The organism is Providencia rettgeri, assembly GCF_041075285.1.
Lineage (GTDB): Bacteria > Pseudomonadota > Gammaproteobacteria > Enterobacterales > Enterobacteriaceae > Providencia > Providencia rettgeri_G.
On the sequence record NZ_CP163512.1, the window covers coordinates 1,914,553 to 1,927,688 of the forward strand.

The following is a 13,136-nucleotide window of genomic DNA, read 5'->3' on the forward strand; positions in this document are numbered from 1 at the left end:
AGTGCAATCTAAATAGGATATGAAAATTGAATTTACCCACGCCTCCCATTGAACTTATCTCAAAAGCGCTGGCTCGCGAACGGCAAAAAAGTGGGTTATCACTTTCTGAATTATCGCGTAAAGCAGGCATCGCCAAATCCACGCTTTCCCAATTAGAATCGGGTAGTGGTAACCCAAGTATTGAAACATTGTGGGCGATTTGTGTCGCCTTAGATATACCCTTTGCTCGTTTAATCGAAGAAAAACAAGATACTGTGACTGTTATTCGCCATGGTGAAGCCACCCCCGTCAGTGCCGAACATGCGAATTACTTAGCCTTTTTACTATCGTCCGCCCCTGATGATTCCCGCCGAGACATTTACACTGTGATTGCACAACCGGGACGTGATCGTATTTCCGAGCCTCACATGCGTGGTGTCAGTGAACATATTATTATTACCGCAGGTCGCGCCTTAGTTGGCCCATTGGATAACCCTGTTGAGTTAGCTGTTGGTGATTATATCCACTACCCCGGTGATGAACCCCATGTTATGCGAGCATTAGAGCCTAATACGATGGCAGTCATGATCATCGATAAACAGAACTAATGGCATAACCAGTCAAAGATATTTTGCGTTATGATTAAGCCAAGTAAATATTAAAGTAAAACCATTGGAGGTCGTGCCTATGTCCCACTATGATGAAATTATTAAAAAAGTCGATTTACTACTTGATGAAAATTCAGTTCATAATATGAATGAAATGCTTATGCAGCTTTCCCATGATGAGCAGCTTAATCAAGCGCAACGTTTCGAACAACAACAACGCTTAAGAGACGCTATTTTTACCCATCACAATGTTTAGGGGATGTTGATGGTTCCTGCTGATTATTTATCGCTCCCAAAGGCCAAAAAACAATCCTAAAAAAGGATAAATGTATCCGTCGTGCTGGCTGACGACGATTTGAATCAACTATTGTGCCTAAACGCTGCTCCACGGGTTCGATTAAAACACATCACTTATTTGATGCTACATTGCGTGGCGCTTGCCTAAAACAGTATTGATTAGATAAAAATACAACAAACTCTAGTGACTACAGTGTAGCCACTAGCATGAATTATTATTAAAAATCAGATTGTTGTAAGTAGGCCCATGCATATTGTGCATGTAACTCTGCCCCAGTCACCATGGTATCTTCATCAATGTTAAAGCATCCGTGGTGATGTGCCCACTGTGTGTCTTTTTCTGCATTTCCAGTGCCTAGCAACGCAAAACAACCGGGGATATTTTCAATATAGAAACTGAAATCTTCCCCGCCCGGAGTGGGTCGTTCAGTGATCAATGCTTGCTCACCAAAAGCTTCGGCAATGATGGATTGCGCCAGTAACGCACTTCGCTCTTCATTGATCACCGGCAGCGTACCATAGATATAGTCAACCTGCGCCGTCGCACCATAAATGGCAGCAGTATGCTCAGCATAACGGCGGATCGCAGCTTCAATACGGTCACGGGTCGCGATATCAAAGCAACGAACCGTACCATCCAGCACTGCATTTTCCGCGATCACATTAAAGCGTGTACCGACATCCATTTTACCAATTGTCACAACGGCAGAATCTAATGAAGAGGTTTCGCGGGAAACAATCGCTTGTAAATTCATCACAAAGGCAGACGCAACAACCGCCGCATCAATCGTTGCTTCTGGCATCGAACCATGCCCCCCACGCCCTTTGAAAGAGACTTTTAATAAATCGGCTGAAGCAAAGCTCCCTCCGACATTGCATGAAACTTTCCCTGAAGGTGTTGTCGTCCAAATATGCATGCCAAATACGTTATCAACATTTTCAATTGCCCCTTGCTTGATCATCGCCAATGCACCTTGGGCAATCTCTTCTGCGGGTTGGAAAATCAAGCGCACATTACCTGCCAATTCCTGTTTCACTTCAACCAACGCTTTTGCCGCCGTTAATAACATGGCGGTGTGCGCATCATGACCACAGGCATGCATTTTGCCTTCAACCGTTGACTTATACTCTAAAGAATCATTCAGTTCCAAAACAGGTAATGCGTCAATATCTGCACGTAATGCGACCGTTTTTCCCGGTTTTCCCCCTTTAATTTCAGCAATCACCCCCGTTGGTTCGGTGAGTCGATATTCCACACCGATTTTATCTAACTCTTCGGCAATACGCTGTGTTGTTCGCACTTCTTCAAATGGCAATTCAGGGTGAGCATGTAGATCACGACGAAAAGCAATCATCTCTGGTGTATATTTTTTGATTGCTGCTGTAATTGTTGAATTGATCATTTTTCTACCTTTACCCTTTTCAATACTGTACTTTGGTGTTTTTCTTAATCTTTAACATTCAATGAGTGACTTAACCGTAGCGAACATCACATCAGCTCCCCGAGCAATTTGCGCATAATCTGTCCATTCATCTGGGTGATGACTTAATCCATTACGGCTAGGCACAAAAATCAAGCCAGTCTGTGTGATCCCCGCAAAAATCATGGTGTCATGGCCTGCACCACTAACCATGGTTCTAAATTTTAACTTTTGCTCACTGGCATGTTGTTGCATTAACCCAATGATCTGATTGTCTAACTCTGTCGGCTGAACATAAAGCGGTTGAATAATATCGCTCGCAATCCCTGCGGGTTCACTGGTTTTTTCTGTCAGCTCAATGATTTGTGCGATAACCTTACGTAATGCAGCATCATTTTTTGAACGAATATCGACACTGAATATCACTTCACTCGGAATAACATTCGCGCCATTCGGTAAAACGTTTAGCCGCCCAACTGTTGCAACCGTATTATCCCCCGCCGCGTTCGCCAGCTCTGGAATTTGGCTGATAATATGTGATGCACACACTAAAGCATCTGCACGCATATTCATCGGTGTCGTACCTGCATGTCCCGCTTTGCCTGTTAATTTAATTTCTAACTGACTGATACCTACGATGGTTTCTACGATACCGACATCTTCATTAGCCTGCTCAAGCACTGGGCCTTGTTCAATATGCAACTCAAGGAAAGCTTTGACTTTTTTCGCATCTAAAACGGCATCAGCCGCTTTGTCCGCATTAAAACCAGCCGCCGCCATCCGCTGTGCTGCGCTAATACCTTGTCGGTCTTTAAGCTGATATAGCTCTTTGGTCCCGATCAACCCCGTAATCACACTAGATGCCATTAAACCACGACCAAAACTGGTGCCTTCCTCTTCGACTAACGCAATCACTTCCAGTGGATACTTTGGTGTTAGGTTTTGTTCACGAATACGAGCAACCACATCTAACCCAGTCACTATCCCCGCAGGGCCATCAAATGCTCCACCATGGGGCACTGAGTCAAAATGTGAACCAATAATCACCGCTGGCAAATCCGCTTGCTGGCCTTCTAGTCGACCATAAATATTACCTATCGTGTCTTCGCGAACCTGCAAACCGAGGGCGGTCATTTGCTGTTTTAAATATTGGCGCGCCTGTTTATCTTGTTCGCTATAACTCATACGCGTCGTCCCTTGGCCGGGTGTCGCGGTATATTCTGCCAATTGTTCTAAATGGCGTTGAATTCTTGATGCACTTGTTTCCATAATCATTTACCCTGCAACTGGCACAATATAAGCAACCATAATACCCGCGAGTACAACGGAAACCATGGTGACTGAAATAAAGCCACCGACTAACATTGGTCCTAACATATGGCTGGTTAAAATTTGACGCTCTTTTTCGTCTTTCGTCAGCGCGTTAATCGCTTCGTTAGTAATAATGTAATCTGCTGGAAAGCCATACAATGCGGTTAACGCCACCGCAAACGCCATCTCTTTAGTTACCCCCAACATTTTGCCAACTACCCATGATGCAAGGTACATCCCAAACACTGCCGCACTGATTAAGACCACCATGGGATAGACAAGGCGCAATAACATATCAGGCGTTGCATGATTGAGCGTATCAAAAATAAATAACATTAATGCCATAATCGCAAAACCAAACCCATTGGCTTTCTGTAATGGTTGTCTTTCCAAGAAACCTAACGATGACGCGATCACCCCAAACAATAAGCACAGAACAAACGGACTGATATTAACGTAAGGCGCAGCATAAGATGAGGCTAAGTACGCCAAATATCCCACAGCAGCTAAACGTAAGAATTTGAAATAACTCGTGTTATAATGGTTAGGAATTTTTTTAAACATCCGCGGCATTTCATCTTCTGATACCACTTTTTTCACGTCGACTTCTTTTGCACCTTCTTTTGGGTTGTCAACAGAGAGTGTTTCTTCCCACTGTCCATTGCGATATTTTTCAAGTACGCGACGCCCTTCTTTTTTCAGCATCACTGCCGTTAATGGATAACCCGCAAATCCTTGCATAACATAAATTAAGATGGCGAAAACAGAGAGATCTAGCAGTCCCGCCTCCGCAGCACCTTTTGACATAATTAATGAGGAAACAATACCGCCCACTAATGGAGGAACAGCAACTAATACGGTATTCATATCAAACAATGCAACACCGATAATAAAGGTGAGAAGAATGATGCCTAAAATACCAGCCAATGAAATAAGAATGGTTTTCCATTGGCGTAATAACTCTTTCAGGGATAACAAGGTCCCCATATTGGTAATTAATAAATACATTAAGGCAACGGCAACAACCTGTGGGATACCAGCAATACTGACGATATCTTTCGGGAAGATAGTCCAATACCCTAACAAAAATAATACCGCACACACAAAAACGGACGGGATCCAAGCTTTGGTTCGTACTGCAACGGCATCCCCGATATATAATATTCCGACTATCAAAAACAGAGCTAACATCTGCGACATAACTTTTTCCCCGCGTATATCTTTTTATTTGTTTATTTTTTTAGTATTAGAAGCTTTTAATATTAGTTAATCACTAATTTACAGCTTAATCATGAGTGATAAATCACCAATATAAAGAGTATTTCGCTACCAACATACAAAAGCGCAACAAAATTCATCATAACATTGAAAATACAGATGTATAGATAACTGAACAGGATTAAATCAGATAGGAATAAAGGCAGAGAACTTATTATGAAGTGAATTATTATGGAGTATATCAATTAGGCATAAGTATTCTTTTATTAACAACCCTCACAAACAATATAAAATAGCCTAATAGAGTAAAATAAAAGTTGGATTTACTTTAGCTTATTTTTTAATCTTTGAAATTATATTCTATTGCATAGGAAAACATTTTCAATAATTCACGCGAGCAGACACGAAAATACATGATAAATTTGGTCTATATTTATATTTAAATAAAATATTCTACTTAATTTTATTATTACCCTATTTTCCTACAATTAGAAAGAATAAAGGCAGATAGCCCTTTATTCATGTACAGAATTATTGACAGAAAAGTAAAAACCCATAAATCACGCAGTATTTATGGGTTTAATATAAACATAAGTCTAGTTATTGGTTTGCTGCTCACCAAGCATTTTAGCTGATCTCATTTTGCGGTTATTTTCAAAACCTGGCTGAGGTACTTTAATCAAAAACGTCAGTACCCCCGCAAAAATGTAGAGCCCAGTATACGCCCAAACAACGCCAACAATATCGAAAAACGGCAAGACCAAACTCGCCACCGCAGGGGCGGCGAAGTTACTTAACCCCGCAGATAAGTTATAAATCGAAACAGCGGCACCTTTATGGTGTGGCTCAATACTCGGGAATACCGCTGTCATTGGCACAAAAGCAGCAACAAAGATACCCAGTAAAATGGCAGGGATCAGGGCAATAGCGAAATTGTGGCCAAAATAAACCGGTAAGTAATAAAACAGCAGACTTGAAACAGCCATACCTAAACAACCAAACCATCTGACTTGGCGGATCCAGCCAATATGTTCCCCCACTATTCCCCAAAATATATTGGTAAAAATCGTCACAAAGAAGAACACTGCCCAGATTTGTAGCCACTCAGAAATCGTAAAGCCTAAACGATCAACAAATAACAGAGGCATAATAATCGCAAAACCAAATAATGAAATGGTATTGATAATGCGGATCAGACTTGCCATAAAGATATCTTTATTGGTAAATAAAATCGTCGCTGCACGTGATAGCTCCGCCATTTTATCTTTCATTGGCAAATCGACTTTCGAGCGATCAACTGGGATATGACGTAAGCTAAAGTAAGCTATTATACCGCCAATTGCCACCCAACCAATCGCCATCCAGAGTGTCCCCGTCTCCCCCATCATTGGGATAGAGAAACTCGGTAAATAGCTCCCTATGACGCCAATTCCCACAGAGTACATCGCCCAGAACCAGCCAGTGGCCGCCGCAAGGTGAGCTCTGGGAATAACCTGCACCAGCATCATCATAAAGGAATAAATAAACAGCGGGTAAGCTAAACCTCGGATACCATAAAACAGCAACATCATGCTGTAGCTTTTCATACCTAAGCCGAAAGCCATAAAGAATGTGTGCATCACAATCCATAAAACAAAACCGATCATCATGGCTTTTAATGGTGTAATAATTTCAGCGACAACACCTGAGGCCCAAGCCGCCACTGCGGCCATTAAACCATAAACCGTGAACACCATCGCGGATTGCGCTGGTGTAAAACCTAAATCCGTAATATGTTTCGATAAAAACGCCATTTCAAAGCCATCACCACTCATAAAAATAGCGATAGCAATAAACCCCCAGAACAAATGCTTAGGTAAACCTAGCCAATACTGCTGTTGTTCCATTGCAGTTTCCTCATTTTATATTGTTATTTTGATCGATTACCAAGAGAGAGCGATAAAGGCGGTAGGTAGGGAATACCGCCTTTTCGGCCTATTGCGGCATTAATTCTCTTGCTTGTTTTTGTTGCTGATACAGTAAACGGAATACCTCAAGCCGTTGATTGAGTATCGGTTGATGAGTAGGCTGAGGAAGATAAGTGTTCAGCGTGTCAGGTTTCTGGCACACCATATCCACATTGCCTCCATCAGCTAGCCATGCAAGGCGTGCTGCACCAAGTGCGCCAGAAGAGCTCGCGGGATGGGTTACAATCGGTACATTAATAACATCCGCAATTAATTGTGCCCAAATAGGGCTACGAGCACCGCCACCTGTTAGACTGCAACGTGGCATCTTGGTGCCTGTTTGTTGTAATACTTCCATGCCATCGGCTAAGGCAAAGGTGACGCCTTCAATGACGGCGTAACCCAATTCTGCGCGTGTCGTTTCATTACGCAGGGCAAAAAAAGAACCTGTCGCATATGGGTCATTATGCGGTGTTCTTTCTCCTGAAAGATAGGGTAAAAAAATAGGTGCACGTTTTTTCTGTTCGTCCGTGAGTTGCCCTACTTCATCCATCAGTTGGTTTTCAGTCGTCGACAATAGCTGGCAGACCCAACGCAAACAGTTTGCTGCACTGAGCATCACACTCATTTGATGCCAACGGTTGGGTAAGGCATGTGCAAAAGCATGCACACCATGTTGAGGGTCGGCTTGGAGCTGGTTATTCACCACAAAAATCACCCCAGAAGTACCCAACGAAATCAAAGCATCCCCTTCATAAATTGCCCCAACACCGACGGCTGAAGCCGCATTATCACCACCTCCACCTGCAATAATGACATCCGCACTTAATCCCCAATGTGAGGCTAAGTCTGCCCGTAATACACCACTGATTTCGGCACCTTCAACTAAAGAAGGCATTTGTTCACGCGTTAAATTTGTGGCTGATAACAATTCATCAGACCAATCACGTTTCGCCACATCAAGCCACAATGTCCCCGATGCGTCAGACATCTCACTGACAAACTGCCCCGTCATTTTCCAGCGTAAGTAATCCTTAGGTAACAGTACCTTGCCGATTTCACTAAAAATTTGAGGTTCATGCCTCGCGACCCACAATAACTTTGGTGCGGTGAAACCCGGCATTACCAAGTTAGCGCCAACCGTCAAAAATTCTTGATGCTGTTCCATCAACCATGCGCACTCTTTAGCGCTGCGGGTGTCATTCCACAAAATACAATCGCGCAACACTTGGTTTTGCTTATCCAACAAAACTGCACCATGCATTTGCCCCGATAGACCAATCCCTTTCACGGCAGCCCAAGCTTCAGGCGCTTTGTGCTTTAACGTTGCCACAGCCGCGTTAGTCGCTTCCCACCAGCTATCAGGGGATTGTTCCGCCCACTGAGGATGCGGTCGCTGCACCGTCAATGCCATATGGCTTGAAGCAATAATTTCCCCTTGCCCGTTAATCAAAACAGCTTTGAGCTCAGAGGTGCCAAGGTCAATTCCAAGGTACATTGCCTTTCTCCTTACAGCGATTGCTGCTTCGATTTCAGCCAATTTTCAATGTTGGCGACAGTTTTACACATTAATTGATGGAATTCTGGCGAATGGGCAAGCGAACCAAATAACATCTCGCTTGACACAAATTGTGTTAATGCATCCGATGAATTCAGCATATTTTGGTAATATTCCACATCTAACACACCATCTTGGTACTCATAAGGCAATTCGCCCTTCGCCCAGCGCTGCAAATAAACGAAAAACAGCGCGGGTAATACCGCCGTTGCCTCAGGCGCTTGATTGCGTTGATAGCACTCTTGCAGTGTCGGTGTGATAAATCCAGGGATTTTTGATAAACCATCTGCAGCAACACGTTGGTTCGTATCTTTAATGTAAGGGTTGCTAAAACGTTCGAGTACGACATCCCGATACTGTGCTAAATCCAACGGACTTGGTGACAATGAGGGGATCACATCTTGCGTCACATAATTCCATGCCATCTGTTTGATAGGTAGTTCACGGGTGCTGTCGTCGATATAATTCAAACCAATTAATGTCCCAGCCCAAGCAATACAACTGTGACTTGCATTCAAAATACGAATTTTCGCTTCTTCCCACGGCAGAACAGACTCCACCATTTCCACATCCACATTTTCCAATGCAGGACGCCCATTAATAAAGTCATCTTCAATCACCCACTGAATAAAAGCTTCCCCCATCACGGGCGCTTTATCGTCCCAACCTGTGTGTTGTTTTACCCGTTCTGCAACATCAGGTGTTGGACGAGGTGTGATTCTATCTACCATGGTATTCGGCGAACGCGTGTGTTCTTTCACCCATTGATAGAGTTCATTTTCACCTTTTCGCTGTAAAAAGGATAAAAAACCATGGCGAAAACGTTCACCGTTATGGCGCAAGTTGTCACAGTTTAATAAAGTGACGGCTTCCCCGTGAGCCGTGAGTCGCGCACGTAAGATAGCGGTTAATGCCCCATAAATAGTGGTCATTTTCCCTGATAAATCAGCTTTGATATCCGGTTGTTGGATATCGAGTTCATGCTGTGGCGTTAAGTAATATCCTGCTTCAGTGACCGTAAAAGCTATCACGCGCGTGGCTTTATCACACCCTTGTTCAATAAGTTGACTTAAATTTTCATCCCAATGCAAAATTTTACGCACAGAGGTCATTTTTTCGTATTGACGTTCACCCTCTGGTGAAACGGTTTCAAGGGTATATTCCCCATTTTGTTTCGCTAAGTTATCAAGCAATGCATTCGCATCAGCACGAATATTACCTAACGCAATAGACCAACTGTCATCGCCCTGTGCAATTAAGCGGTGTAAATACCAAGCTTGATGAGCACGATGGAATGATCCTGCACCAATGTGCATCCATACGGATTTCTGCTTTAGCATTGTGACTCCTTAACTTAAAATAAATATTTGCCATTTTTATGGGCATATGCCCGTTTGTTATATTTTAGTTTCAATCTCGCGAAAATTACTGCGATAATGGTCACAGTAATGACTTTTGCCCTTTTAATAAGCAATTGCCCAGAATTACAATGGTGAAAAAAGCAGGAGACCGTCCATGCAGAAAGAATTAAAAAAAATGGAACAAGCCGCGAGAGCGGCGTGGCTTTACTTTGTCGCGGGCAAAACACAGCAAGAAATTGCACAGGAACTGGGGTTATCACGCCAAGTCGCCCAGCGATTGATTTCGTTAGCCAAAGAGCAAGGCATGGTGCATGTACAAATCACCCACCCGATTACGGAATGCTTAAAGCTCGCTAATCAGATCCAACAAAAATACCAGCTCACCCATTGTTATGTTGTTCCTTCTGGGCAACTTGATACCGATGCGACTTTGGATATGATCGCCGTTGCTGGGGCTGAGTTAATGGAACAGTTGATTGAGCCAGAAAAGCCTCAGGTTATTGGTATCGGTTCAGGGAGAACATTACGCAGTATTATTGACACCCTGCCTTATCTTGAAATGCCACAGCACCAATGTGTTTCATTAATTGGGGCTATTGCACGAGATAGCTCTGCAACACGCTATGATATTCCCCTGCGTTTTGCGGAAAAACTGCAATGTCGCCACTATATTCTCCCCGCGCCACTGTATGCAGATAGTCCCGAAGATAAAGCGATGTGGTGCCAACATCGTGTCTATAAAGAAGTCACGGAAAAAGCCTTAAATGCGGATATCACTTTTATTGGCATTGGCGAAGTCGGGAAAGGCTGCCCGTTAAATTCGGAAGGGTTTGTCACTGATGAACAATTGGAAATGCTGCTGGATAAAGGTGTCGCAGGGGAATTGTTAGGTCATTTCATTAAGGCCAATGGGGAGCGTTTGACCACCAGCTTAGATGACACACACACCAGTGTTCCGTTATTTTCCCCACCGAAACACCCTGTCATTGCATTTGCAGGAGGAGCCCATAAAACCCAAGCTATCCAAGCGGTATTAAACGGTGGCTGGGTCACCGGCCTAGTGACCGATGAAGTAACAGCACATCAATTATTAGCAAATAATTAGCGACAATACTCAAGCGATCCAAGGTCGCTTGAGTGATTTTAGATATTAGCAACTAGGGAACAATACTGACTATGTAACTGCTTAATTTTACTAATATCAGTATCATTAGATTCCAGATCTAAGTTATTACAAGTGGCGCAGCAATAATGAAAAACATCGAATTTTCGCTTGTCAATATTCCGAGTACCTTGCCTTACAGAGGCAAGTTGATGGGTATCAAAACGGAATAAATTAGCCGATAACTCGGCAACATTGCGTGTGATATCCAACTCAGGGAAATCATTTAATACTCCACACATGGCAACATAGGACTCGGAGTTATCCCATTTAATACCACGCAAGACTTCATAGCGGATCAGCGGTGTGATAAATAATTTGGTTTCTGGATCAGATAACAGAGCGGTGAGTTTTTTAATTGCTTTATCTTTATCTTCTTTCGCTGCAGTTCCGCTATTATCAAAAGCACAAATTAATAAGTTGGTGTCGAGTAATACATTCCTTGTCATTACTGTCCCTCTTGGTTTCTTAGCAGATTCAGTAAGTTATTTTTCGCGTTTTGTTGCTCATCCACTGTACTGTTTTCTAACTTGATTTTATTCACATCGACCTGAAATACATCCCGTAGAATATCGGCAAAAGCCGCTTTATTCGGAGAAGGGATCAAGCGGCTTTTTACAGTACCATTGTGTTTATCACGCTGAAGTTCATAAGCTTCCCCTTGTTGAAGTTGCGATAACACCACTGATGAATGGGTGGTCACATAAAATGTCGTATTGGGAAATAAACGCTTCAGTAATGGAATGATATTCGCCTGCCAAGACAAATGAAGATGACTTTCAATTTCATCTATAAAAACAATGCCTTTGACATTCTGTAAGTGAGTTTCATTGGTAAAGTACCCGTACCCTGAAACAATTGATTGGATCAATTTGAGTATAGAGGAAAAACCGGAGCTTAATTGGCTGAGCTGAATTTTTTGCCCATCTATTTTTAAACTGACACGGTCATCGCCACTGATTTCTAAAAACTTGGGATTAATTCGTTCATCGATATCATGTAATAAATGCAAAACTGTTTTTATTTCTATCTCACGATTATCTTCTGTGCTTTGATATGCATTTGATGAGCGTGCAATTTGGATAAACCACTCTTGAATATTGGTTGTCATATTCATAGAACCAAATTCAGATTCCATCTGCTTAGATAACAAACTAAAGTAGCTGGCTTTTCGTTCATTAAAGCTCCCGAAAGAACCGATTCGAATATTAGTCGCTTCTTTAATCATGCCTCTAGCTTGAGCACCAAGAAAAATAACAGGTTGGGAATGCGTAAAAGCTGAAAATTGTTGTTTTATTGAATTACTGCTCCAAAACGTGGATTGATCCTTACCTTTTGCAACAACAACGGCTAGATCATCTGAAATGGTTTTTTTTGCTAAATTAAATTTAAGGTACAAATGATAACCATTATTTGCGTTTATAACCGCCTGATTACTAAAAAACATTAGCTGAAATAGTGCTTCCAATGTTTTCGTTTTCCCTACCCCATTGACGCCAATTAGAGTATATACCCGCTGGTTAGGCGCAAAATTAAGCTGAACCTTTCCGACACCAGTTAGCCCTTCAAACTCTAAATGTTTGTCTAACATCCTGTTTATCTCCATTAAAAGCAATGGTTTCAGTATAGCAGTAACCTAACCTTGAACAAGCGCCGCTGTTAGCAATTCAGATAAAATTAGGGTATCGGCTTCACCCTTGTGTCAACCAGTTATGACATAACATACCGAGCAAGGTAAAGATCAATGCGCCAATCACATGGATAGCAATGGTACTGATAGCAAAGCCCAGTTTGCCTTCTTGAATTAAAACGAGCACTTCGAGTGAGAAGGTTGAGAACGTAGTAAATGCACCGCAAAAACCAGTGACAATAAATAATTTATAGGCCGGGCTAATATTGGCACTGGCAAAATAGGAAATCGCAAAACCAATGACAAAGCCACCAATCAAGTTAACCGCAACCGTGCCGAGGGGGATGTTGGGATAAAGGTGATTAAGTTTGAGACTAACAAACCATCTAAGCCAACCACCGAGGACAGAGCCAATCGCAATTGCAAATAAAGAGACGTACATAGAAACTTCCTTTAATGTCTGGTGGGATAAATGAAAGGAACGTCTCCTGTGGGATCACTTATGCCCTAAATTAGGGCACATAATACCTACGTACCCCATCAAATGAAAAGGTTAACGTAGGCATCATCAGCCCTTGACGGGCGGTTTTACATAAGGAGGAATGCCATCTCCCAAAAGTTTACCCAAAAAATCATAAGGCAACT

At 42.5% G+C, this 13,136-nt stretch carries 12 protein-coding genes and 1 riboswitch; of the genes, 3 read left to right on the top strand and 9 right to left on the bottom strand.

Annotated elements, in window-relative coordinates; all coding sequences use genetic code 11:
* Positions 1–26 precede the first annotated feature (26 nt).
* Both AB6N04_RS08720 and AB6N04_RS08725 read left to right on the top strand, forming a co-directional pair.
* A complete protein-coding gene (locus AB6N04_RS08720) occupies positions 27–587 on the top strand; it encodes a helix-turn-helix domain-containing protein (RefSeq protein ID WP_369311483.1) in 561 nt (186 codons plus the stop codon).
* Between the two features lie 79 nt (positions 588–666).
* Complete coding sequence (locus AB6N04_RS08725) at positions 667–843, top strand: DUF2526 family protein (protein WP_369311484.1); 177 nt, start codon at positions 667–669, stop codon at positions 841–843.
* 259 nt (positions 844–1,102) lie between these two features.
* Here the strand turns inward: AB6N04_RS08725 and AB6N04_RS08730 are convergent, their stop codons facing one another.
* The 6 genes from AB6N04_RS08730 to dalD form a co-directional block, all read right to left on the bottom strand.
* Positions 1,103–2,287 (bottom strand): amidohydrolase, encoded by a 1,185-nt coding sequence (locus tag AB6N04_RS08730; protein ID WP_369311485.1) that lies wholly within the window; start codon positions 2,285–2,287, stop codon positions 1,103–1,105.
* A gap of 51 nt (positions 2,288–2,338) precedes the next feature.
* Positions 2,339–3,574 (bottom strand): Zn-dependent hydrolase, encoded by a 1,236-nt coding sequence (locus AB6N04_RS08735; protein WP_369311486.1) that lies wholly within the window; start codon positions 3,572–3,574, stop codon positions 2,339–2,341.
* Positions 3,575–3,580: 6 nt separating this feature from the next.
* Positions 3,581–4,816, bottom strand: a complete 1,236-nt coding sequence (locus tag AB6N04_RS08740; protein ID WP_369311487.1) for a hypothetical protein — start codon at positions 4,814–4,816, stop codon at positions 3,581–3,583.
* Between the two features lie 614 nt (positions 4,817–5,430).
* Positions 5,431–6,720: an MFS transporter gene (locus AB6N04_RS08745; protein WP_369311488.1), complete on the bottom strand. Its 1,290-nt coding sequence runs from the start codon at positions 6,718–6,720 to the stop codon at positions 5,431–5,433.
* Between the two features lie 88 nt (positions 6,721–6,808).
* Positions 6,809–8,278 (bottom strand): xylulokinase, encoded by a 1,470-nt coding sequence (gene xylB / locus AB6N04_RS08750; RefSeq protein ID WP_369311489.1) that lies wholly within the window; start codon positions 8,276–8,278, stop codon positions 6,809–6,811.
* An 11-nt stretch (positions 8,279–8,289) separates the two neighbouring features.
* Entirely contained in the window at positions 8,290–9,678 is a 1,389-nt protein-coding gene (gene dalD / locus AB6N04_RS08755; RefSeq protein ID WP_369311490.1) for a D-arabinitol 4-dehydrogenase, read from the bottom strand.
* A gap of 175 nt (positions 9,679–9,853) precedes the next feature.
* On the opposite strand from dalD, the gene AB6N04_RS08760 reads away from it, so the two are divergent.
* Entirely contained in the window at positions 9,854–10,804 is a 951-nt protein-coding gene (locus tag AB6N04_RS08760) for a sugar-binding transcriptional regulator (RefSeq protein WP_369311491.1), read from the top strand.
* A gap of 38 nt (positions 10,805–10,842) precedes the next feature.
* On the opposite strand, the gene AB6N04_RS08765 is transcribed toward AB6N04_RS08760, so the two are convergent.
* The 3 genes from AB6N04_RS08765 to crcB all read right to left on the bottom strand — a co-directional run bounded on the left by AB6N04_RS08765 (position 10,843) and on the right by crcB (position 12,933).
* Entirely contained in the window at positions 10,843–11,310 is a 468-nt protein-coding gene (locus tag AB6N04_RS08765; protein WP_369311492.1) for a hypothetical protein, read from the bottom strand.
* Positions 11,310–12,452, bottom strand: a complete 1,143-nt coding sequence (locus AB6N04_RS08770) for an AAA family ATPase (protein WP_369311494.1) — start codon at positions 12,450–12,452, stop codon at positions 11,310–11,312. The genes AB6N04_RS08765 and AB6N04_RS08770 overlap by 1 nt, the downstream gene beginning before the upstream one ends.
* 100 nt (positions 12,453–12,552) lie before the next feature.
* Positions 12,553–12,933 carry a fluoride efflux transporter CrcB gene (crcB, locus tag AB6N04_RS08775; protein WP_369311496.1) on the bottom strand — a complete coding sequence of 127 codons (381 nt, stop codon included), beginning with the start codon at positions 12,931–12,933 and terminating at the stop codon, positions 12,553–12,555.
* 110 nt (positions 12,934–13,043) lie between these two features.
* A riboswitch (Fluoride riboswitch) is annotated at positions 13,044–13,113 on the bottom strand.
* Positions 13,114–13,136 lie beyond the last annotated feature (23 nt).